14 protein-coding genes are annotated in these 23,169 nt (G+C 68.9%); 11 read left to right on the top strand and 3 right to left on the bottom strand.

Annotated features, from left to right (window positions below):
* The first annotated feature begins 336 nt into the window (after window positions 1-336).
* Both ACGFW6_RS16440 and ACGFW6_RS16445 read left to right on the top strand, forming a co-directional pair.
* Window positions 337-1,443 (top strand): lytic polysaccharide monooxygenase, encoded by a 1,107-nt coding sequence (locus ACGFW6_RS16440; RefSeq protein ID WP_393509334.1) that lies wholly within the window; start codon window positions 337-339, stop codon window positions 1,441-1,443.
* A 384-nt stretch (window positions 1,444-1,827) separates the two neighbouring features.
* A complete protein-coding gene (locus ACGFW6_RS16445) occupies window positions 1,828-5,094 on the top strand; it encodes a GH92 family glycosyl hydrolase (protein ID WP_393509337.1) in 3,267 nt (1,088 codons plus the stop codon).
* Window positions 5,095-5,191: 97 nt separating this feature from the next.
* Here the strand turns inward: ACGFW6_RS16445 and ACGFW6_RS16450 are convergent, their stop codons facing one another.
* Entirely contained in the window at window positions 5,192-8,992 is a 3,801-nt protein-coding gene (locus tag ACGFW6_RS16450) for a GH92 family glycosyl hydrolase (RefSeq protein WP_393509339.1), read from the bottom strand.
* Between the two features lie 353 nt (window positions 8,993-9,345).
* On the opposite strand from ACGFW6_RS16450, the gene ngcE reads away from it, so the two are divergent.
* The 9 genes from ngcE (at window position 9,346) to ACGFW6_RS16495 (ending at window position 21,472) form a co-directional block, all read left to right on the top strand.
* Window positions 9,346-10,809, top strand: coding sequence for an N-acetylglucosamine/diacetylchitobiose ABC transporter substrate-binding protein (gene ngcE, locus ACGFW6_RS16455; RefSeq protein WP_393509342.1), 1,464 nt, complete (start codon window positions 9,346-9,348; stop codon window positions 10,807-10,809).
* 58 nt (window positions 10,810-10,867) lie between these two features.
* Window positions 10,868-11,794 (top strand): carbohydrate ABC transporter permease, encoded by a 927-nt coding sequence (locus ACGFW6_RS16460; protein WP_393509345.1) that lies wholly within the window; start codon window positions 10,868-10,870, stop codon window positions 11,792-11,794.
* 3 nt (window positions 11,795-11,797) lie between these two features.
* Complete coding sequence (locus ACGFW6_RS16465; RefSeq protein ID WP_393509348.1) at window positions 11,798-12,721, top strand: carbohydrate ABC transporter permease; 924 nt, start codon at window positions 11,798-11,800, stop codon at window positions 12,719-12,721.
* Between the two features lie 217 nt (window positions 12,722-12,938).
* On the top strand, window positions 12,939-14,138 hold the full coding sequence (locus tag ACGFW6_RS16470) for an ROK family protein (RefSeq protein WP_381465243.1): 1,200 nt from the start codon (window positions 12,939-12,941) through the stop codon (window positions 14,136-14,138).
* Between the two features lie 133 nt (window positions 14,139-14,271).
* Window positions 14,272-15,375 (top strand): substrate-binding domain-containing protein, encoded by a 1,104-nt coding sequence (locus tag ACGFW6_RS16475; RefSeq protein WP_393509889.1) that lies wholly within the window; start codon window positions 14,272-14,274, stop codon window positions 15,373-15,375.
* A 197-nt stretch (window positions 15,376-15,572) separates the two neighbouring features.
* Window positions 15,573-16,364: an ATP-binding cassette domain-containing protein gene (locus ACGFW6_RS16480; RefSeq protein ID WP_393509351.1), complete on the top strand. Its 792-nt coding sequence runs from the start codon at window positions 15,573-15,575 to the stop codon at window positions 16,362-16,364.
* On the top strand, window positions 16,361-17,653 hold the full coding sequence (locus tag ACGFW6_RS16485; protein ID WP_393509353.1) for a sugar ABC transporter permease: 1,293 nt from the start codon (window positions 16,361-16,363) through the stop codon (window positions 17,651-17,653). The genes ACGFW6_RS16480 and ACGFW6_RS16485 overlap by 4 nt, the downstream gene beginning before the upstream one ends.
* A gap of 223 nt (window positions 17,654-17,876) precedes the next feature.
* Window positions 17,877-19,805, top strand: coding sequence for a 1-deoxy-D-xylulose-5-phosphate synthase (dxs, locus tag ACGFW6_RS16490; protein ID WP_393509355.1), 1,929 nt, complete (start codon window positions 17,877-17,879; stop codon window positions 19,803-19,805).
* A 143-nt stretch (window positions 19,806-19,948) separates the two neighbouring features.
* Window positions 19,949-21,472 carry an amino acid permease gene (locus ACGFW6_RS16495; protein ID WP_393509357.1) on the top strand — a complete coding sequence of 508 codons (1,524 nt, stop codon included), beginning with the start codon at window positions 19,949-19,951 and terminating at the stop codon, window positions 21,470-21,472.
* 226 nt (window positions 21,473-21,698) lie between these two features.
* Here the strand turns inward: ACGFW6_RS16495 and ACGFW6_RS16500 are convergent, their stop codons facing one another.
* The gene (locus ACGFW6_RS16500; RefSeq protein ID WP_393509359.1) at window positions 21,699-22,070 is read right to left on the bottom strand and encodes an NTP pyrophosphohydrolase; all 372 of its coding nucleotides are present in this window, start codon (window positions 22,068-22,070) and stop codon (window positions 21,699-21,701) included.
* 43 nt (window positions 22,071-22,113) lie between these two features.
* Window positions 22,114-23,004, bottom strand: a complete 891-nt coding sequence (locus ACGFW6_RS16505; RefSeq protein WP_393509361.1) for an NAD(P)-dependent oxidoreductase — start codon at window positions 23,002-23,004, stop codon at window positions 22,114-22,116.
* Window positions 23,005-23,169: the final 165 nt, after the last annotated feature.

The raw sequence follows: 23,169 nt of genomic DNA on the forward strand, positions 1-23,169 counted from the left end.
TGACACCCCATGGGCCCGCGGGGCGATGACGCCCTCCTTGGACCCCCGCGGTGGCGGCACCCTCCTTGGACCCCGGGGAAGGCGACGCCCTTGAGCCCGCGCGCCCGACTCGCTCCCGCGCCAGGCGTTTACAACCACGCTCCACGGCGCTACCTTCCGCAACAGACGGGGTGGGAGCGCTCCCATCCGTGGCGGACCGGAACCCGCCACCTCGAACCGCTCCCACCCCGCCCCTTCCGCGGGCCGCAGTCCGGAAGGCCGGCTCGCGCGCCCGCACGCACACCACCCATACCCGCAGCCGTACGGCCCGTACCCGAAGGAACGGACTCTCCTGTCATGATCCTGACAACACCGCCGTCCCGCGGGGGCGCCCCCACACCCCCGCCCCGCCGATTAACCCTCGCCACCCGCACCAGAGCACTCTTCCTCGTTCTGATCTCCCTGCTCGCGACCATTCCCGCCGTCGCCCTCGTCATGACCGCCGGTGGCGAGGCGGAGGCGCACGGCACCCCCATGAAGCCCGGCAGCCGGACCTTCCTGTGCTGGCAGGACGGCCTCACCGACACCGGTGAGATCAAGCCGGTCAACCCGGCCTGCAAGGCGGCCCAGCAGGTCAGCGGGACCACGCCGTTCTACAACTGGTTCTCCGTGCTGCGCTCCGACGGCGCCGGCCGCACCCGCGGCTTCGTGCCCGACGGCGAGCTGTGCAGCGGCGGCAACACCAACTTCACCGGCTTCAACACCCCCGGCAAGGACTGGCCGCTCACCCATCTGACCTCGGGTGCGACCGTCGACTTCTCCTACAACGCCTGGGCGGCGCACCCGGGTTGGTTCCACGTTTACATCACCAAGGACGGCTTCGACCCGACCCGCACCCTCACCTGGGACGACATGGAGGCCCAGCCCTTCCTGAGTGTCGACCACCCGCCGCTGAACGGCTCCCCGGGCACGGTCGAGGCCAACTACTCCTGGAGCGGCCGGCTGCCCGCGAACAAGTCCGGCCGCCACATCGTCTACATGGTCTGGCAGCGCTCGGACAGCGCGGAGACCTTCTACTCGTGCTCCGATGTCGTCTTCGACGGCGGCAACGGCGAGGTCACCGGCATCAAGGAGCCCGGCAACCCGACCGACCCGGTGCCCGGCCAGTGCTCCGCCGGCCGCCGCACGACCGGCAGTTGGTCCGGCGGCTACCAGTCCGAGGTGACCGTCACCAACACCGGCGACGTCCCGATGCTCGGCTGGATGGTCGACTGGACGCTCCCGGCCGGCCAGAAGGTCGACAGTCTCTGGAGTGGCAACGCCACCTACACCGGCCAGGACGTGATGGTCCACAACGCCGACTGGAACGGCTCCCTCGATCCGGGGGAGAGCGCGACCTTCGGCTATGTCGTCACCGGATCGGGCGGCGACAGCGCGACGGCGCTGCCCTGTCGAGTGGGCTGAACCGTCGCTCCGGGCGGACCCGGTGGGCGTGAGCCGACGTCCACCGGGTCCGCGAGCCGGACGAGCCCGAGGGGGGGGAAGTGGGATCGTCCGGTGGGGGAGTGGCTTGTGCGAGGTCGCGGTGCGACAACGTTGTCAAATGGTCTGTCGCATGACTCTACCGCTTCAACGGACAACGATGTCAAGCCAGTTGGACGTCAAGTGACCTTCGGCATCCCGCAGATCAGGACCTGAGCAGGACCTTCCGCTGCCCCATCCAGGTGACGGCCCCTCGTGGCCGGCCCGTCGACGCGCCCTTCCGTGGTACCGGTGTCACACGCTACTGTCCCTGCGGCTTGTGCGACCTGTGGTGCGCGACCCGTCCGAAGGAGGAGGGGCCGCGTCATGCGTTTCCGTCCCATGTCCCTGCTGCTCGCCGCCGTGCTGGCGGTCGGCAGCGCCACTCCCGCCCTCGCGGCGCCGGCGGCGCCCCCGGATCTGCTCAAGGACCCGACGCCGTACGTCGATCCGCTGATCGGCACCAGGAACGGCGGCAATGTCTTCCCGGGTGCCGTCACCCCGTTCGGCATGCTGTCGTTCAGCCCCGAGAACACCAGAGGTGACGCCACCCGCACCGCCGCGCCCGGCGGCTATCACTACGACGCCACCCGCGTCCGTGGCTTCAGCCTGACCCACATGTCCGGCACCGGCTGCGCGGGCGGCAGCGGTGACATCCCCCTCTTCCCGTATGCCGGTGAGGTCACCTCGTCGCCCGCGAGCGACACCAAGGACGCCGTCTACGCCTCCGACTTCAGCCATGCCGACGAGCGCGCCGAGCCCGGCCGCTACCGCGTACGTCTCGCGTCCGGTGTCACCGCCGACCTCACCGCGACCGCCCGTACCGGCTCGGCCCGCTTCGGCTTCCCGGCCGACAAGCCCGCCTCGCTGCTCGTGCGCACCGCCAACTCCGAGGTCGGATCGACCGATTCGACGGTCCGGATCGACCCGGCGAAGCGGACGATCTCCGGATCCGTGACCTCCGGCAACTTCTGCGGCTACCTCGACCCGGAAGGCCGACGCTCCTACTACACGGTCCACTTCACCGCCCGCTTCGACCGTGCCTTCAAGACCACCGGCACCTGGAAGGACGAGCAGCTCAGCCCGGGTTCCACCGCGGCGAGCGGCGGCACGGGCGGGTTCGGCACCGGCGGACGGCCCGTCGCGGGCAAGGGCGCGGGCGGATACGTCGAGTTCGCGCCCGGCACCGGACCGGTGAACGTCAAGGTCGGCATCTCGTACGTCAGCCAGGCCGGCGCCGAGGCCAACCTCGCGGCGGAGAACCCGCCGCACCGCTCCTTCGACGCCGTCGCGGACGCCGCGCGGCGCGCCTGGCGCGACCGCCTGTCCGCGATCCGGGTCGGCGGCGGCACCGACGCCGAGCGCACCACCTTCTACACGGCGCTGTACCACGCCCTCCTCCATCCGAACGTCATCAGCGACGCCGACGGCCGGTACCGGGGCTCCGACGGCCGGGTCCACTCCGTCGGCCGCGGCCACCGGGCCCAGTACGGCACCTTCTCCGGCTGGGACGTCTACCGCGACCAGGTGCAGCTGCTCACGCTCCTCGATCCGCGCGTCGGCTCGGACATCGCGCAGTCGCTGTACGAGCTGGCCGAGCAGAACGGCGGTGTCTGGGACCGCTGGCTGCACGGCGCGAGCGGCACGCACGTCATGAACGGCGACCCCTCACCCATCGCCCTGGCCGGTATCCACGCCTTCGGCGGCACGGACTTCGATCTGCGCGGAGCCCTGCGATCCCTGGTGAGGGCGGCGACCGTGCCGACCGAGAAGGACCTGTCGGCGGCCGGGAAGCCGGTGCTGTCGGTCGGTCAGCGTCCCTCCCTGGACAAGTACCTGAAGCACCACTACATGCCGTCCGTGTCGAACGCGTGGGGCGGGGCCGCCGAGACGCTGGAGATGTCCGGCGCCGACTACGCTCTGTCCCGGCTGGCGGCCGAGGCGGGGCAGCAGGACACGGCGAAGACGTTCGCCGACCGCTCCCAGTGGTGGCAGAACAACTTCAACGTCGCCGCCACGGAGAACGGCGGCTACATCGCCAACCGCAAGGCCGACGGGAGCTGGGTCACCGGCTTCACCCCCGCCACCGGCAACGGGTTCGTGGAGGGGACGGCGGCCCAGTACACGTGGATGGTCCAGCACAACCCCGCCGGACTCTTCGCGGCCATGGGCGGCCGTGACGCGGCCGTGCGGCGACTCGACGCCTTCTTCCACGACGCCGACGGCGGCTGGGCCTTCACCGGCAGCGGTGGCGACAAGTCCGAGATGGACAACGAGCCGTCCATCAACGTGCCCTACCTGTACGCCTACGCCGGCGCCCCGTCCAAGACGCAGGAGACGGTCCGCGCGGCGATGCGCGCGCTGTGGTCCACCGAGCCCGGCGGCATCCCCGGCAACGACGACCTGGGCGCCATGTCGTCCTGGTACGTCTTCTCCGCGCTCGGCATGTACCCCCAGGTGCCCTCCCGTGCCGAACTGGTCCTCGCCTCACCGCTGTTCCCGCGCATCGAGATCGACCGACCGGGCGGCGGCGACATCTCCGTGCGGGCACGGGGCGCCGCGGCGGACGCCCCGTACGTGCGCTCCCTGACGGTCAACGGCCGTGCCGGCGAGCGACCCTGGCTCCCGGCGTCCTTCGTGCGCGACGGCGGCCGGCTGGACTACACCCTGTCCGCCACGCCCGACCCCGCCTGGGGCGCCTCCGAGGCGCCGCCGTCCTTCCGGGCGGGCGAGCAGCCGTACCAGATCGGTGTCGGCCCGACCACCGCGACCGTCGCGCCGGGCGGGAGCGCCGAGGTCGGCATCCGTGCCCTGTCGATGAGCGGGGGAGCGGGCCCCGAGGTGCGCTTCCGGGTCGACGCGCCCGACGGAATCACCGCGACGCCCGCCGAGGGCACGGTGACCGACGGCTCGCGGAAGATCGAGCTGAGGGCAGCGAAGGGCACGAAACAGGGTTTCTACTCCGCCGAGATCACCGTGACCTCGGACGGCACCTCGTACGCCCAGCCGGTGTCCCTGACGGTCGCGGCACCGGGCACGCTCCTCGCCGCCTACAACAACACGGGGGTCTCCGACGACGCCGGTGACCATGACGAGGCCGACTTCGACGGGGGCGGCTGGAGCTACTCCCGGCAGGCCCTCGCCGCCGCCGGTCTGACGCCCGGCGGGCAGGGCACGGTGGGCGGCCTCGCCTTCACCTGGCCCGACTCGCCGAACGGCCGCCCGGACAACGTCTCGGCGGCGGGGCAGACCGTCGAACTCGCCGAGCCAGCCGCCCGGTTGTCCTTCCTCGGCAGCGGTGTCAACGGCAACCAGCAGGCCAAGGCCACCGTCACCTACACCGACGGCGGCACCGACACGATCGACCTCGCCTTCACCGACTGGACCGTGGGCGGCGGCGCCGGAACGGTCCAGTACGGCAACGAGGTCGTCGCCAGGGCCGCCTACCGGAACGTCGCGGGCGCGGACCGGGACCCGGTCGACACCTACGTCTTCGCCACCGAGCCGTTCACGGCGCCCGACGGCAGGACCATCGCGCGGGTGAAACTGCCGGACGACACCGACCTTCACGTGTTCACCCTGGCGCTGGGCTGACCTCCTGAACCAGGTCGTACGAAACGCCGTCGCCCGGCCCGGGGTCACATGCGACACCGGACCGGGCGACGGCTTCCGTCACGTCCCACCCGACTGCTCAGCCCAGCAGTTCGACCTCCGCCACGGTCGCCTCACCGTCGAGGACCAGGCGGTACTTCCCGTACGTGCCCGGTGACGCCACGGAGAACGCCCGTGTCTGCCGGTCCCAGGCGAAGGACTGCCCGGAGCGCTCGTCCAGCGTCCGCCATGTGGTGCCGTCCTTCGACGCCTGCAGCTTCCAGCCGGTCGGCGCCTTCGTACGGTCCGACGGCGACGTCAGCGTGTACTGCACCGCCCTGGCGCCCTCGGACACCGGCAGATCCACCGACGTGACGCTCGCCTGGGTCGCCGAGGTGTTGTCGAACAGCGCCCCGTCACCCTTCAGCACGTCCGCACGGGGCGTCGGCACCTCGTCGTCCTGGGCGATCGACACGGGCGCCGCGTTCTTGCCGGTGCCCCACGAGGAGGGCCGCGACCCCATGTCGAAGTCCAGCACGCCGCCCTTCGCGAGCAGCGAGTGCGGCAGCGCCGTCGACTTCCACGGCACCCCGTTGACCTTGAGGCCCTGGACGTACACATTGCGGGCGCTGTTCTTCGGCGCCCTGACGACCAGCTCCCGGCCGTTCTCCAGGTGGACCGTCGCCTTCGTGAACAGGGGCGAGCCGATGGCGTACTCGCCGCTGCCCATCACCAGCGGGTAGAAGCCCAGCGCGGAGAACAGGTACCAGGCCGACTGCTCGCCGTTGTCCTCGTCGCCGTGGTAGCCCTGCCCGATCTCGCTGCCGACGTACAGCCGCGACAGCACCTCACGGACGTTCTTCTGGGTCTTCCAGGGCTGACCCGCCGCGTTGTACATGTAGTTCGCGTGGTGGGCGACCTGGTTGGAGTGGCCGTACATGCCCATCCGGACGTCCCGCGCCTCGGTCATCTCGTGGATGACGCCGCCGTAGGAGCCGACGAAGTCGGGCGAGGCCGTCTCCGGGGTGGCGAAGTACTCGTCCAGCTTGTCCGCGAGACCGCTGCGGCCGCCGTAGAGGTTCGCCAGACCGCGGCTGTCCTGCGGGGCGGTGAAGGCGTAGCCCCAGCCGTTGGTCTCGGTGTAGTCGTAGCCCCACACCCGCGGGTCGTACTTCGAGGACTCGACGCGCCAGTCGCCCTTCTCGTCGCGGCCCTGGAAGAAGCCGGCCTTGGAGTCGAAGAGGTTGACGTAGTCCTGCGCGCGGTTGAGGAAGTACGCCGACTCCTCCTGGTACCGCTTGTCGCCGGTCTTCTTGTACAGGGCCTGGCCCATCTTCGCGATGCCGTAGTCGTTGAGGTAGCCCTCCAGCGCCCACGACAGGCCCTCGTGCGTCTCGGTGTTCGTGTAGCCGAGGAAGGGCGAGGTCGCCATGCCCTTGCGGCCCACGCCGGACGACGGGGGCACCACGGTCGCGTTCTTCACGGCCGCGTCGTACGCCGACTTCGCGTCGAAGTCGACGCCCTTGACGTAGGCGTCCGCGAAGGCGACGTCCGAGGACGTGCCGGTCATCAGGTCCGCGTAGCCGGGGGAGGACCAGCGGGAGGTCCAGCCGCCGTCCTTGTACTGCTGCACGAAGCCGTCGACCATCTCGCCCGCCTGGCTCGGCGTGAGCAGCGAGTACGCCGGCCAGGTGGTGCGGTAGGTGTCCCAGAAGCCGTTGTTCACGTACACCTTGCCGTCCACGATCTTGGCGCCGGTGTGCGTCGGGGTGTCCGGGTTCGGCATCGGCGAGAACGGCGACGCGTACTGGTACTTCGAACCGACCTTCTCGAAGCCCGAGTTGGGGTACAGGTACAGCCGGTACAGGCTGGAGTACAGCGTGGTCAGCTGGTCCTGCGTGGCGCCCTCGACCTCGACCTTGCCGAGGAGCTTGTCCCACTGGCGCTGGGCGCGCGACTTCACCGTCTCGAAGGAGGCGCCGTCGACCTCCTGGCGCAGGTTGTCCTTCGCCTGGTCGACGCTGATCAGCGAGGTGGCGAGGCGGAGCGTGACGGTCCGGTCGTCCCCGGCGTCGAAGCGCAGGTGCCCCTTCACCCCACTGGAGGAACCCTCGGTCACCGGCTTGTCGAAGGTGCCGTACACGAACAGCCGGGTCGCACCCGTCGACAGCCCGGACTTCACGTCCGAGTAGCCGGTGAAGGTGCCGCTCTCCTTGTCGAGCGTGAGCCCCGCCTGGTCCGTCACGTTGTCGAAGAGGACGCTCGCGTCGTCACCCGGGTAGGTGAAGCGCAGCACCGCCGCGTGGTCGGTCGGGGCCATCTCCGCCTTGAGCCCGTTCTCGAACCGCACCCCGTAGTAGTACGGCCGCGCGGTCTCGTTCTCGTGCCGGAAGGCCAGCTCGCGCGCCTCACGCCCGGTGTCCGGGGTGCCGGCGGCGGCCGACGGCATCACCTGGAAGGTCTGCCGGTCACCCATCCAGGGGCTGGGTTCGTGGCTGGCGCTGAACGCCTGGATCGTCGGCAGGTTGTCGGCGTTGTTCGAGCGGGCGTAGTCGTACAGCCAGCTCAGCGAGCCCGCGTTCGTCACCGGCGTCCAGAAGTTGAAGCCGTGCGGCACGGCCGTCGCCGGGAAGTTGTTGCCGCGCGAGAACCCGCCGCTGGAGAGGGTCCCGCGGGTGGTGAGCGCGTAGTCGGACAGATGCGCCTTGGGCTTCTCGGGAGCCACCTGCTTCAGCGCGATGTCGTCCAGCCAGCCCCGGAACTTCGCCGGGCCCTTGGGGGAGTCGTAGGCCACGAGTATCCGGTCGACGGTCTTGCCCGCGGCGACCGACCCGATGCGCGAGGCCACGTTGTTCCACTGGTTGACGTAGAGCACCTTGGCCGCGCCCTGCCCGCGCGGCGTCAGCGGGAAGCCGTGCTGGTCGGCGGCGCCGAGGTCGCTCAGATAGGTGCCGTCGGTGAAGGCGAGGTCGACGGAGACGTTCGTGGCGTCGTAGTCGAGGTCGCCGTCCGCCATCGACGGGAAGACCCGGTAGGACAGCCGGGTGTCCCGGCCGACGGCGACGTCCACGTCGTAGACCTTGTTGTACGAGTACGCCCGCCCGTCCGCGGTGTGCCGGCCGGCGTACCTGAGGGCCCGCTTGCCGGTGAAGCCGGCGCCCGCCTTCGCGGTCGGCGAGCCGCTCGGGCCGCGGTCGACCAGGGAGAGCATGTCCTGGGGTATCGGTGCGTCGCCGCCGCCCGTGGAGAACTGGACGTCGGCGAGCTGGAGGATGCCGGAGGCGCCGTTGTTCGCGGTCACCTCCAGGCGGAAGTGCTGGTATTCGGCCGATTCCGCGAGGTCGTACGTCTTCGTCTGGAACCGCTCGGAGAACGTCTCACCCGAGCGGGTGTCGACGGTCTTCCAGTCCTTGCCGTCGGAGGAGCCCTTCAGGGTCCAGTCCCGCGGGTCGCGCTCCGCGTAGTCATTGGCGGACGTGAGCGCGTACTTGGCGATCTTCACCGGCTTGTCCAGGTCGAACTCGACCCATCCGGTGGTCTCGAAAACCAGCCACTTGCTGCTGGGCTCCCCGTCGACGAGGTTCTCCTTCACCTCGCCGCCGCCGGAGTTCTCCCCGTTCGCCCGCACGTCCGTGACATGGTCGGTCACATTGCCCGGGATGCCACTGCTGTAGCCGCCGTCCACGCCGGAGGCGCGCTTGCCGCCGTCCGGTGCGGTGTCGACGGTGTTGAGCCAGTCGGGTGCCGGGTCGTCCGCCTCGAAGGACGACGCGAACTCCCGGTCCGCCGCGGCGGGCGCTTGGGGCAGGGCGACCGCCGCGCCCTGCGAGCCCACGGCCAAACAAAAGGCGGTCGCCGACACGACCGCCGTACCCCATCTGTGCCGAGCTCTCTGCTGCATAAGCCGGTACCCTCCCTGCGCACGGGACAACGTTGTCAATTCGCTGCGCAAGGATCAGTTGTGGCTCAAGTGCCAAGTATTGTCAAGGGTGTTGGCTGTGGCATTCGGGGCTTATGTCGCGGATTTTTCGGGCAAGCGGCGCACAGGCCCCTCATATTTCCGTGAGGTCTCAACTCGGAAAAGACCACCGGCCAACCTTGCATTCGATCTTGCTCCGCTGGCGGGAAGTGGACTATACCTGTCGGCACTTCACATGATTCCGCACTTCCTGCACGACCCCAGCTTGACCCGATCGCGGTGCCGGCGGTGATCCGGTGCACCGCCTGAGTCCTGGAGAAGGCGAGGACTTGAGCATGGGATCCACTTCCGCCCAGAACCCCGAGAACAACGGCTCCGCACGTGTCGGACGTCGCGATCTGATCAAGCGGTCCGCCGCGCTCGGCCTGATCTCCGTACCCACCATGAGCTTCCTTTCCGCGTGTGCCAGCGGCGGGGGCGGCGGCAACGGGGACAAGGCCAAAGAGGGCAAGAAGACCGCGAAGAACCCGCTCGCGGTCAATGACACCGCGCAGATGGAGTTCGTGCTGTTCGACGGCGGCTTCGGCAAGGAGTACGCCGAGGACGCCGTCAAGATCTACGAGAAGAACTTCCCCGAGGTGACGGTCAAGTTCTCCGCCACCCAGAAGATCCAGTCCACCCTCCAGCCCCGCTTCAACCAGGGCACCCCGCCGGACCTCATCGACAACTCCGGCGCCGAGCAGATGGACATGGGCGTCCTGGTCGGCAAGGACCAGCTCGCCGACCTCACGCCGCTGCTGGACGCCCCGTCCTACGACGACCCGAGCAAGAAGGTCCGCGACACGCTGCGGCCCGGCATCGTCGAGATGGGCCAGTTCGACGGCGAGAAGGTCTGGATCATGTACTACGCCTACACGGTGTACGGCGTCTGGTACTCGCAGAAGGCCCTGGACTCGCTCGACGAGCAGTACCCCGAGACCTGGGACCAGATGCTCGCGGTCTGCGAGAAGGCCAAGAAGAAGGGCATGGCGGGCTGGACGTACGCGGGCAAGTACCCGTACTACCTCCCCTTCTCGCTCTACCCCATGATCGGCAAGGTCGGCGGGGTCGAGGTCCTCGACGCCATCGACAACCTGGAGCCGAACGCCTGGAAGCACCCGGCGGTCAAGGCCTGCTTCGAGGCCTACTACGAGCTCTACAAGAAGGGCTACGTCCTCAAGGGCACCCCGGGCCTGGACCACATCCAGTCGCAGACCGCGTGGGCCCAGGGCAAGGCGCTGTTCATCCCGAACGGCTCCTGGGTGGAGAACGAGTCGGCGAACGTCATCCCCAAGGACTTCGACCTCGCGGTGTCCGCGCCGACCGGCATCGACTCCTCCGACAAGATGCCCTTCGGCACGATCTGGGCCTCCGGCGGTGAGCCCTTCATCGTCCCGGCCAAGGCGAAGAACACCGCCGGCGGCATGGAGCAGCTGCGCATCATGCTGAGCGAGGCGAGCTCGAAGAACTTCACCAGCAAGGTCAAGTCGCTCACCGCCTACAACGGCGGCACCGACGGCATCACCCTCACGCCCGGTCTGAAGTCCGGCGTCGCGGCGCTGGACAAGGCCGGCCAGAACGTGGTGAACCCGCGCCTGCAGGACTGGTACGTCCAGCTCCAGAAGGAGAAGATCGGTGTCTCCGGTCTCGGCGAGATGATGGCCGGACGCCTCACCCCGGCCGAGGCCATCAAGAAGATCCAGGGCTTCGCCGACGAGGCGGCCAAGGACACGTCGATCAAGCACTACAAGCACCAGTAGGTCCCATGAGGACCCGTCACCAGCGGCTGCACCCGCGCGCAGATCGGGGTCGATAGCAATGCAGCACGGCAAGTACAAGTTCATCGTGGGGTTCCTCGCGGTGCCCCTGGGGCTGTACGCGCTCTTCGTCGTCTGGCCGTTCATCCAGTCCATCTACTACTCGTTCACGGACTGGACGGGGCTGAGCCCCGAATTCAAGATGGTCGGCTTCGACAACTACGAAAGGATGCTCGACGACGACATCTTCTGGAAGTCGTTGCAGCACAGCCTTTTGTTCGCGTTGTTGCTGCCGCTGGTGACACTCAGTTTCGCGTTGTTCCTCGCCTTCATGATCAATGTGGGCGGCCGGCGCAGAAAGGGCGGCCCGGCCGTCACCGGTGTCCGCGGGTCCTCGTTCTACAAGATCGTCTATTTCTTCCCGCAGGTGCTGTCGATCGCGATCGTCGCGCTGCTGTTCGCCTTCGCGTACAACCCGGACAGCGGAGCGATCAACTCGATCCTGCGCGGGATCGGACTCGACAGCGTCCAGCCGCTCTGGCTGGGCGACCCGAATCTCGCGCTGTGGGCCGTGATGGGCGTGATCGTCTGGTCCACGGTCGGCTTCTTCGTGGTCCTGTTCTCCGCCGGTATGGCCTCCATCCCGGCGGATCTGTACGAGGCCGCACTGCTCGACGGAGCCGGCCGCGCCAGTACGTTCTTCCGGATCACCCTGCCGCTGCTGTGGGACACCGTGCAGTCCGGCTGGGTCTACATGGGCATCCTCGCCCTCGGCGCCGAGTCGTTCGCGGTCGTACACATCATGACGACCGGACCCGGTGGCCCCGACTACTCGACCACGGTCATGGTCCTGTACGTGTACCAGAAAGCGTTCCGGGACGGGCAGGCCGCCTACGCCACCACGATCGGTGTGGCCCTGCTCGTCGTCACGCTGGCCTTCGCCGCGATCGTCATGCGGCTCGGGCGGCGCGAGCGGCTGGAGTTCTGACAGATGAAGACGACCGAGACCACCGCTCCCGTACCGGCCGAGTCCGGGATGCCGATCACCAAGACCGGGGTGCCGGCGAAGGCGCCCGCCAAGGAGAAGAAAGAGGGCTCCGTCCTCAATGTCTTCTCCCACGGCGTCCTCGTCATCTGGGCGTTCATGGTCGCCATGCCGCTGCTGTGGGCGGTGATGACGTCCTTCAAGGACGACGCCTCGATCTTCGGCTCCCCCTGGTCACTGCCGGACAAACTGCACTTCTCGAACTGGTCGCGGGCATGGACCCAGGCCAACATGAGCGACTACTTCCTCAACACCATCCTGGTGGTGGGAGGTTCGCTGATCGGCACCCTGGTGCTCGGTTCGATGGCGGCCTATGTCCTCGCCCGGTTCGACTTCCCGGGCAACCGCTTCATCTACTTCCTGTTCATCGGCGGCATGAGCTTCCCGATCATGCTCGCGCTGGTCCCGCTCTTCTACGTCGTGAACAACATGGGACTGCTCAACACGATCCACGGGCTGATCCTGGTCTACATCGCGTACTCGCTGCCGTTCACCGTGTTCTTCCTCACGGCGTTCTTCCGCACGCTGCCGACATCGGTGGCCGAGGCGGCCTTCGTCGACGGTGCCTCGCACAGCCGCACGTTCTTCCAGATCATGCTTCCGATGGCCAAGCCGGGGCTGATCAGCGTGGGCATCTTCAACTTCCTGGGCCAGTGGAACCAGTACATGCTGCCCACGGTCCTCAACACCGATCCCGACAAGCGCGTCCTCACCCAGGGCCTGGTGCAGCTGGCCGTCAGCCAGGGCTACAAGGGCGATTGGTCCGGCCTCTTCGCCGGTCTGGTGATGGCGATGCTGCCGGTGCTCGCGGCCTACATCATCTTCCAGCGCCAGGTGGTGGCGGGGCTGACGGCGGGAGCTCTGAAGTAGTCCGGGGCCGCGATGTGACGTAAGTCGAACGTAGCGCTCCGAAACCGCTCGCGTGCACGCCGTTCCCCTCCCTGGGAGCGGCGTGCACAGGTGTGTGCACGTACCCGGATCCGGTTCAACCTCTTGACGGGAGGCAACCCGAACGGCTCAGCTTAGAGTTCACTAGTTGGACACGAACGGGGCCTCATCGATGCGGTCCCGCGCGCAGGAGGTCGTCGTGGAGACTCCGGGGTCGCAGTCGTCGCTGCACCGAGCCAATCTGGAGCGGGTCGTGCGGGCCGTACGGCTGGCCGGATCTCTCACCCAGGCCGAGATCGCGAGGACCACCGGTCTGTCCGCGGCCACGGTCTCCAATATCGTCCGTGAACTCAAGGACGGCGGAACGGTCGAGGTCACCCCCACCTCGGCGGGTGGCCGCCGGGCCCGCAGCGTGTCGCTGAGCGGGGACGCCGGCATCGTCATAGGGGTCGACTTCGGCCATACGCATTTGCGCGTCGCGGTCGGGAACCTCGCCCATCAGGTACTGGCCGAGGAGTCCGAGCCGCTGGACGTGGACGCGTCCTCGACGCAAGGGTTCGACCGCGCCGAACAGCTGGTCAACCGGCTGATCGCGGCGACCGGCGTCGACCGTTCCAAGATCGCCGGGGTCGGTCTCGGTGTGCCCGGCCCGATCGACGTGGAGTCCGGCACGCTGGGCTCCACGGCCATCCTGCCGGGCTGGACCGGCACCAAGCCCGCCGAGGAGCTGGGCGGCCGCCTGGGCGTGCCCGTGCACGTCGACAACGACGCCAACCTGGGCGCCCTCGGCGAGCTGGTCTGGGGCAGCGGGCGGGGCGTGCGGGACCTCGCGTACATCAAGGTGGCCAGCGGTGTCGGCGCCGGCCTGGTGATCAACGGCAAGATCTACCGCGGCCCGGGTGGCACGGCGGGAGAAATCGGGCATATTACTCTTGATGAATCCGGCCCGGTCTGCCGCTGCGGAAACCGGGGCTGCCTGGAGACCTTCGCGGCCGCGCGCTATGTGCTCCCGCTGCTCCAGTCCAGCCACGGCACCGATCTGACCATGGAAGGCGTCGTACGGCTGGCCAGGGACGGAGATCCGGGCTGCCGTCGGGTGATCGCCGACGTCGGCCGTCACATCGGCAGCGGAGTCGCCAATCTGTGCAACCTCCTGAACCCGAGCCGCGTGGTCCTGGGCGGTGATCTCGCCGAGGCCGGTGAGCTGGTCCTCGGGCCCATCCGGGAGTCCGTCGGCCGCTACGCCATCCCCAGTGCCGCGCGTCAACTGTCCGTTCTTCCCGGGGCACTTGGCGGCCGCGCCGAGGTGCTCGGCGCACTCGCGCTCGCGCTCAGCGAGATGGGTGATTCGACCCTTTTGGACAGCACCCTGCATGCCGCTGCCCCTGCCTTCACTTAGAGAACGGATGGCACCGTTGCCAACCCGTTAAGGATTTACTTCTTGACGTCGCACGTGCGGCCGAGTTGACTTCCAGCCACCTCGGCCGCAAGGACGCGGCCTCGTCAGGGAGGTTTCTGAAGTGAACACGCGCATGCGTCGTGCCGCCGTTGCCATTGCCGCCGGTGCGATGGCCATCTCGCTGGCTGCCTGCGGCAGCGCCGAGGAAGCGGGCGGCGACAACGACTCCACCGCCTCCGCGGCCAAGGGCGACGACATCAAGGTCGGTCTCCTGCTCCCGGAGAACCAGACGGCCCGCTACGAGAAGTTCGACCGGCCCCTGATCGAGAAGAAGATCAAGGAGCTGACGAACGGCAAGGCCACGATCGACTACAACAACGCCAAGCAGGACGCGAACCTGCAGGCGCAGCAGGTCGACACCATGATCACCAACAAGGTGGACGTCCTGATCCTGGACGCCGTCGACGCCAAGGCGATCAAGAACTCGGTCCAGAAGGCCGTCGACGCCGGCATCAAGGTCGTCGCGTACGACCGCCTGGCCGAGGGCCCCATCAGCGCCTACACGTCCTTCGACAACGTGGCGGTCGGCAAGACGCAGGGTGAGGCCCTGCTGAAGGCCCTGGGCGACAAGGCCACCAAGGACTCGAAGATCGTCATGATCAACGGTTCGGTGACCGACCCCAACGCCGCCATGTTCAAGGAGGGCGCGCACTCCGCCCTTGACGGCAAGGTCACCATCGCCAAGGAGTACGACACCAAGGAGTGGAAGCCGGAGAACGCCAACTCCGAGATGGAGGCCGCGATCTCGGCCGTCGGCAAGAACAACATCGCCGGCGTCTACTCCGCCAACGACGGCATGGCCGGCGGTATCATCACCGCGCTCAAGGCCGCGGGCATCAACGTCCCGGTCACCGGTCAGGACGCCGAGCTGGCCGCCGTGCAGCGCATCGTCGCCGACGAGCAGTACATGAGCGTCTACAAGCCGTACGCCCCCGAGGCCGACGCCGCCGCCGAGATGGCCGTCGCGCTCGCCCAGGGCAAGTCGCTCGACTCCATCGCCAAGGACAAGGTCGACAGCGGCAGCGAGAAGGGCATCCCGGCGGTCCTCGTCCCCGTCACCTCGCTGACGAAGGACAACATCAACGACACCGTCATCAAGGACGGCGTCTACACGGCCGACGAGATCTGCACCGGCAAGTACAAGGCCGCCTGCGACAAGGCCGGCGTCACCGGCTGACCGTAGCGGTACCGCAGCCCCAGGTCCCTTTCCAAGTGCGGGAATTCGTCCTTGAATTCCCGCACGGGACATGACTGCACAAGACTCCTCCGGCGCCTCGCGTATACGTCAGCCCCGCAAGCTCGGCGCGGGGCGCCGGACGGAACCCCCCAATTTTTCCTTGCACAACCCTTCCGCCGGGTCAGGCGGCGAAGGAGATGGTTCACGTGTCCGCTACGCCCGTGCTGGCGTTGCGCGGGGTCTCCAAGCGGTTCGGTGCCGTTCAGGCGCTCACCGACGTAGAGCTTGAGGTCCACGCCGGTGAAGTGGTCGCCCTGGTCGGCGACAACGGTGCCGGAAAGTCCACGCTGGTCAAGACGATCGCCGGCGTGCACCCCATCGATGAGGGCGTCATCGAATGGGACGGCAAGGCCGTCTCGATCAACCGGCCGCACGACGCCCAGAGCCTGGGCATCGCGACGGTCTACCAGGACCTCGCGCTGTGCGACAACATCGACGTCGTCGGCAACCTCTTCCTGGGCCGCGAGCTGAAGAAGCGCGGCATCCTCGACGAGGTCGAGATGGAGCGCCGCTCGCGCGAACTGCTCCAGACGCTGTCGATCCGCATCCCCAGCGTGCGCATCCCGATCGCCTCGCTCTCCGGCGGTCAGCGCCAGACCGTGGCCATCGCCCGCTCCATGCTCGGCGAGCCCAAGCTGGTCATCCTCGACGAGCCCACCGCCGCCCTCGGCGTCGAGCAGACCGCCCAGGTCCTCGACCTGGTCGAGCGGCTGCGCGAGCGCGGGCACGCCGTGATCCTCATCAGCCACAACATGGCCGACGTGAAGGCCGTCGCGGACAAGGTCGCCGTGCTGCGCCTCGGCCGCAACAACGGCGTCTTCGAGGTCAAGACGACCTCGCAGGAGGAGATCATCTCCGCCATCACCGGCGCCACCGAGAACGCCGTGACCCGCCGTGCGGCGCGCACGAACGGGGAGGTTTCCAAGTGAGCATCGACAAGACCTCCGCCACGGCGCAGGACCACGAGGTACTCAACACCGAGGCCGCTTCGGCCGCGGTCACCGCGGTCGACCCGCGCCTGCTGGTGCAGGAGCAGGGCCTGGCCGGCTACGTCACCGAGTTCCGGCGCAAGCTGAAGGCCGGTGAACTGGGCTCCCTGCCGGTCATCCTCGGCCTGGTCGTCATCTGCGTCATCTTCCAGAGCCTGAACTCCGCGTTCCTCTCCGCGCAGAACATCAGTGACATCACCGTCACGATGGTCGGCACGGGCATGATCTCGGTCGGCATCGTCTTCGTGCTGCTGCTCGGCGAGATCGACCTCTCCGTCGGCTCGGTCAGCGGCGCCTCCAGCGCCCTCGCGGCCGTCCTCGCGGTGAACCAGGGCTGGCCCGAGTGGGCGGCCGTACTCGTCGCCGTCGCGGCGGGTGCCGTCATCGGCGCGGCGCACGGCTTCTTCTTCGCGGTGCTCGGCGCCCCGGCGTTCGCCGTGACGCTGGCCGGTCTGCTGTTCTGGCTCGGCTTCATGCTCCAGACACTGGGCGAGAACGGCACGATCAACCTCGACAGCGACGGCCTGATCGGCAAGCTGACGACGTACTTCTTCACGGACGTGGCGGCCGCGTACGGCCTGGCGGCCGTGATCACCGCGGTGTTCTTCATCACCTCGTTCCTCGGCAACCGCCGCCGCGAGGCCGCCGGCATCCCGTTCCGGCCGCTGAGCGACACCCTGCTGCGTACGGGCCTGCTGGCCGTCGTCTCCTTCGCCGCGGCGATCATGTACAACCAGTACAAGGGCCTGCCGCTGGCCACGGTGATCTTCCTGGTGTTCCTGGTCCTCACGGACTTCGTGCTCCGGCGTACCGCGTACGGCCGCAAGATCTTCGCCCTCGGTGGCAGCGTCGAGGCCTCGCGTCGTGCCGGTATCAACGTGACCGCGGTGCGCATCTCCGTGTTCGCGATCTCGGGTGGCTTCGCCGCCATCGGTGGTCTGTTCCTGGCGTCGAAGATCGCCTCCGCGAACCAGAGCGCCGGTACCGGTGACCTGCTGATGAACGCCATCGCGGCGGCCGTCATCGGTGGTACGTCGCTGTTCGGTGGGCGCGGCCGTACCTGGAACGCGCTGCTCGGTGTGCTGGTGATCGTCTCGATCCAGTACGGCCTCCAGCTGGAGTCCATCGCCGAGCCGGTGAAGTACATGATCACCGCCGGTGTTCTGCTGACGACCGTGGTGATCGACTCGATCACCCGGAAGACGCAGAAGACCGCGGGTCGCGCATAGCGCGGAGCGCCGTAGGGGCGTGGGTGAACTGGCGAGTGCCGGTCCGTTGTGGCCGGTCGCGCAGTTCCCCGCGCCCCTTTCCGGTGTTGTAGTACAGGGCGTCACCGGGTAGAGCCGAATGCGTGATGTACGTCGCCGGGGCCGGGAACCTTCCGCCTGAGCGGAACATTAGACTCGACAAGCCCGGCAACAGCTCGAACAGCTCTACTGCAAGGAGGCACGGGTGCCGCTGCTGACCCGCATCACGGGACCGCGCGATCTGGACCGGCTCAGCCCTGAGCAGCTGGACCAGCTGGCCGAGGAGATCCGGACCTTCCTCGTCGAGGCGGTTTCCAAGACCGGCGGCCACCTCGGCCCCAACCTCGGTGTGGTGGAGCTGACCATCGCCCTGCACCGGGTCTTCGAGTCGCCGAAGGACAAGGTGCTCTGGGACACCGGCCACCAGTCCTACGTCCACAAGCTGCTCACCGGCCGTCAGGACTTCGGCAGGCTGAAGATGAAGGGCGGCCTGTCGGGCTACCCCTCGCAGGCCGAGTCCGAGCACGACGTCATCGAGAACTCGCACGCCTCGACGGTCCTCGGCTGGGCCGACGGCCTCGCGAAAGCCAACCAGCTGCGCAAACGCGACGACCACGTCGTCGCCGTCATCGGTGACGGCGCGCTGACCGGCGGCATGGCCTGGGAGGCGCTGAACAACATCGCCGAGGCCAAGGACCGCCCCCTGGTCATCGTCGTCAACGACAACGAGCGGTCGTACGCGCCCACCATCGGCGGCCTCGCCAACCACCTCGCGACGCTGCGGACGACCGACGGGTACGAGCGCTTCCTCACCCGCACCAAGGAGATCCTCGACCGCACCCCGGTGGTCGGCAAGCCCCTCTACGAGACCCTGCACGGGGCCAAGAAGGGCCTGAAGGACTTCATCGCGCCGCAGGGCATGTTCGAGGACCTCGGCCTGAAGTACGTCGGCCCGATCGACGGACACGACATCGAGGCCCTGGAGTCCGCGCTCGCGCGGGCCAAGCGCTTCGGCGGCCCGGTCATCGTGCACTGCCTCACCGAGAAGGGCCGCGGCTACCAGCCCGCCCTCCAGGACGAGGCCGACCGCTTCCACGGCATCGGCCCCATCCACCCCGACACCGGCCTGCCCATCAAGGCCTCGGGCGCCGACTGGACGTCCGTCTTCGGCGACGAGATGGTCGAGCTCGGCCACGAGCGCGAGGACATCGTGGCGATCACCGCGGCGATGCTCCAGCCCGTCGGCCTGAAGAAGTTCGCGGACACCTTCCCGGACCGGATCTACGACGTCGGCATCGCCGAGCAGCACGGCGCCGTCTCCGCGGCGGGCCTCGCGACCGGCGGCGTGCACCCCGTCTTCGCCGTGTACGCCACCTTCCTCAACCGGGCCTTCGACCAGGTCCTCATGGACGTGGCGCTGCACAAGTGCGGCGTCACCTTCGTGCTGGACCGTGCCGGCGTCACCGGCACCGACGGCGCCTCCCACAACGGCATGTGGGACATGTCGATCCTCCAGGTCGTCCCCGGACTCCGGCTCGCCGCACCGCGCGACGCCGACCAGGTGCGGGCGCAGCTGCGCGAGGCCGTCCAGGTGAAGGACGCGCCGACCGTCGTCCGCTTCTCCAAGGGCGCCGTCGGCCCCGCCGTGCCCGCCGTGGGCCGGGTGGGCGGCATGGACGTCCTGCGCGAGCCGGGTACGGACACGCCGGACGTGCTGCTGGTCTCCGTGGGTGCCCTCGCGCCCATGTGCCTGGAGATCGCCGCTCTGCTCGACAAGCAGGGCATCTCCACCACCGTCGTCGACCCGCGCTGGGTCAAGCCCGTCGACGAGGCCATGGCCCCGCTCGCCGAGCGCCACCGCGTCGTCGTCACCGTCGAGGACAACTCCCGCGTCGGCGGCGTCGGCTCGGCGGTCGCCCAGGCCCTGCGCGACGCGGGCGTGGACGTCCCGCTGCGCGACTTCGGCATCCCGCCGCGCTTCCTCGACCATGCCTCCCGCGCCGAGGTCATGGCCGAGATCGGGCTCACCGCACCCGACATCGCCCGCCAGGTCACCGGTCTCGTCTCCAAGCTGGACGGCCGGTTCGACCGTACGGCCGCCGAGGTCGACTCGGTCGAACCCGCGCGCGACTGACCTCCGCTGACGGCCGGATGGGCCGGTTTCACCACCCATGACGGTGGCGAAACCGGCCCATCTGTGTGAATCCGCCCACGCCGGGGCAGGCGTACCACGCCCCCTCTCGATCATGTCGAGGACGACAAGTGGGAGGTACGACCGTGAGCAGCACACTCTTCCGGACGAAGAGAGTCGAGCAGTCCATCCTCGATACCGAGGAGCCGGAGCACGCGCTCAAGAAGTCCTTGTCCGCGCTGGACCTGACCGTCTTCGGCGTCGGTGTCATCATCGGCACCGGCATCTTCGTGCTCACCGGCACCGTCGCGAAGGACAACGCCGGACCCGCCGTGGCCCTGGCGTTCGTCGTGTCCGGCGTCGCCTGCGCGCTGGCCGCGCTCTGTTATGCCGAGTTCGCCTCCACGGTCCCGGTGGCCGGGTCCGCGTACACGTTCTCTTATGCCTCGCTGGGTGAACTGCCCGCCTGGATCATCGGCTGGGACCTGGTCCTGGAGTTCGCACTCGGGACGGCGGTGGTGGCCGTCGGCTGGTCGGGCTACATCCAGTCCCTCATGGACAACGCGGGCTGGACGATGCCGGACGCGCTGGGCAGCCGGGAGGGCGCCGACGCCTTCGGGTTCGACATCCTCGCCGCCGCGCTCGTCCTGGTCCTCACCTTCATCCTCGTACTCGGCATGAAGCTGTCCGCGCGGATCACGTCCCTGGTCGTCGCCATCAAGGTGGCCGTCGTCCTGACCGTGATCATCGCCGGCGCCTTCCTGATCGACGGCGACAACTACGACCCGTTCATCCCCAAGACCCAGACGGTGGAAGCCGCCAGCAATCTCGACGCCCCGCTGATCCAGCTCATGTTCGGCTGGGCCCCCTCCAACTACGGCGTGATGGGCATCTTCACCGCCGCCTCGGTCGTGTTCTTCGCCTTCATCGGCTTCGACGTGGTGGCGACGGCCGCCGAGGAGACCAAGAACCCGCAGCGCGACATGCCGCGCGGCATCCTCGGCTCGCTCATCATCTGCACCACGTTGTACGTCCTCGTGTCCATCGTGGTCACGGGCATGCAGCACTACACCAAACTGTCCGTGGACGCCCCGCTCGCCGACGCGTTCAAGGACACCGGGCATCCCTGGTTCGCGGGCTTCATCAGCTTCGGCGCCGCGGTCGGCCTGACGACGGTGTGCATGATCCTGCTGCTCGGCCAGACCCGGGTGTTCTTCGCGATGAGCCGCGACGGACTGCTGCCGCGGTTCTTCTCCCACGTCCACCCGCGGTTCAAGACCCCGCACCGGCCGACCATCCTGCTCGGCGTGATCATCGCGATCCTCGCCGGCTTCACCCCGCTGACCGAACTCGCGGCGCTGGTGAACATCGGCACCCTGTTCGCCTTCGTGGTCGTGGCGATCGGCGTGATCATCCTCCGCAAGACCCGCCCCGACCTGCACCGGGCCTTCCGCACCCCCTGGGTGCCGGTCATCCCGATCCTGTCGGTGTGCGCCTCGCTGTGGCTGATGATCAACCTGCCCGCCGAGACCTGGGTCCGCTTCGCCATCTGGATGGTGGTGGGCTTCGGCGTGTACTTCGTCTACGGCCGCTCCCACAGCCGCCTGGGACTGCACGAGGAGATGACCGAGGCCGAGGTCGAGAAGGGGGAGGGCTCGGGCACCGCTTAGCCCGAACCGACGGCACAGGGCCGCGTACGGCAGCCGGCTACGGCCGGACCGGACGCGGCCCTGCCATGTCCGCCACCGTCACGGCCGGACTGTGCGTGGCCCTGCCCCGTCCGCCATCGTCATCGGCCCATCGGCCCATCGGCCCATCGGCCGGACTGTGCGCGGCCGTGCCCCCTCCGCCACCGTCACGGCGGTACCGTGCGTGGCCCTCCCACGTCCGCCACCCTCACGGCCGTACCGTGCGTGGCCCCGCCACGTCCGCGCCCAACTCCGTCACCCGCCGTCGCAGTTCCCGGTCCGCGGTCACCACCAGGCAGGACCGCCCGGCCGCCCGCGCGACCAGCTCGACCATGTGGTCGTCCCCGCTCCCTGCGGCGGACTCCACCTGCACCCCCGGCACGCTCTCCACGCCCCGGGCGGCTCCCTCCACGACGAGCACGATCTCCACGGGCCCCGCGTGCCCCGGCACGCCGTCCGCCGCCAGCCGGTCCCGCAGCCGCTCCGCCGCCCCCCGCCGGTCCCGCCACCACCCGTCGGGCACCGACCCGATGACGTTCGCGGCGTCGACGATCACGAGCAGGGGGACGTCAGCGTTCATGCGGCAAGGGTCGCACGGCGGCCCGGGGAGGAGCCCGGCCCGCTCACTCCGCGGCCCCCTCCTCGAAGCTCGCGAAGTACGCCGCCGCCATGTCCTCGTCGCCGTGCCCCTGCGCCGTGGCCCGTTCGAAACGCTCGGCGCTCGCCGCCGCCACGTCCAGCTGTACGCCGTGCCGTGCGCCGGCCTCCACGATGAGCCGCGCGTCCTTCGCCGCCGTACTCACCGCGAAGGCGGCCGGGGACAGCTTGCCCTCCAGCACCAGTCCCGTCTTCGCCCGCAGGTAGCCCATGTCGAGCGGCCCGCCGACGATCACCTCGAAGAAGCGCTGCGGGTCCACGTCGAGGGCCTTGGACAGGGCCAGCACCTCGCCGGCGGCGTTCGTCACGGCGAGCACCCAGCTGTTGGCGACCAGCTTCAGCCGGGTCGCGGTGCCCGCCCCGCCGTCCTCCCCGGTCCACACCGTACGGGCGCCGACGGCGTCGAACACCGGCGTCACCGTCCCGCGGCCCTCGGCCGGCCCCGCCGCCAGGACGGTGAGCTGACCGGCCTCGGCGGGCTGGCGGGTGCCGAGGACGGGGGCGTCGTAGAAGACGAGGCCGTGTTCGTCGGCGAAGGCGGCCAGGGCGGGGACGGCGTCGATCCCGGCGGTCGTCGACTGCATCCAGACGGCGCCCGACCGCAGTCCTGGTGCCGCCTCCCGCATGACTTCGAGCGTCGCGGGACCGTCGTACAGCATGGTCAGGACGACGTCGGCGCCCTGGACCGCCTCGGCGGGGGTGCCGGTGACGAGGGCGCCGTCGGCGGCCAGGGGCTCGGCCTTGGCCCGGGTGCGGTTCCAGGCGCGGACGGTGTGCCCGGCCTTCGCGAGGTTGCGGGCCATCGCGGCGCCCATGATGCCGGTGCCCAGAACGCTCACGGTGAGCTTGTCGGTCATGACGTCGACTTCCTGTTCTCGTGCGGACGTTGCTGCTGTGATCCAGCTTGCCTCGCACTTGTGGAGATACCGCGGACCCCTGAACCGGCCGGGGAGTTGGCGTGGGGCGCGGGTTACCTGACGAGGCGTCGGGCAGTTCAGCGTTCGGGCATTCGGAATTCACCG

The sequence above is a fragment of the Streptomyces sp. Y7 genome, from assembly GCF_043195415.1.
In the GTDB taxonomy this organism is placed as follows: domain Bacteria; phylum Actinomycetota; class Actinomycetes; order Streptomycetales; family Streptomycetaceae; genus Streptomyces.

Coding starts and splice junctions, on each gene's coding strand:
- ACGFW6_RS16445 (WP_393509337.1), top strand. CDS start 1,828: ATGCGTTTCCGTCCCATGTCCCTGCTGCTCGCCGCCGTGCTGGCGGTC.
- ACGFW6_RS16475 (WP_393509889.1), top strand. CDS start 14,272: ATGCGTCGTGCCGCCGTTGCCATTGCCGCCGGTGCGATGGCCATCTCG.
- ACGFW6_RS16505 (WP_393509361.1), bottom strand. CDS start 23,004: ATGACCGACAAGCTCACCGTGAGCGTTCTGGGCACCGGCATCATGGGC.
- ngcE (WP_393509342.1), top strand. CDS start 9,346: ATGGGATCCACTTCCGCCCAGAACCCCGAGAACAACGGCTCCGCACGT.
- ACGFW6_RS16450 (WP_393509339.1), bottom strand. CDS start 8,992: ATGCAGCAGAGAGCTCGGCACAGATGGGGTACGGCGGTCGTGTCGGCG.
- ACGFW6_RS16480 (WP_393509351.1), top strand. CDS start 15,573: ATGGTTCACGTGTCCGCTACGCCCGTGCTGGCGTTGCGCGGGGTCTCC.
- ACGFW6_RS16500 (WP_393509359.1), bottom strand. CDS start 22,070: ATGAACGCTGACGTCCCCCTGCTCGTGATCGTCGACGCCGCGAACGTC.
- ACGFW6_RS16465 (WP_393509348.1), top strand. CDS start 11,798: ATGAAGACGACCGAGACCACCGCTCCCGTACCGGCCGAGTCCGGGATG.
- ACGFW6_RS16440 (WP_393509334.1), top strand. CDS start 337: ATGATCCTGACAACACCGCCGTCCCGCGGGGGCGCCCCCACACCCCCG.
- ACGFW6_RS16460 (WP_393509345.1), top strand. CDS start 10,868: ATGCAGCACGGCAAGTACAAGTTCATCGTGGGGTTCCTCGCGGTGCCC.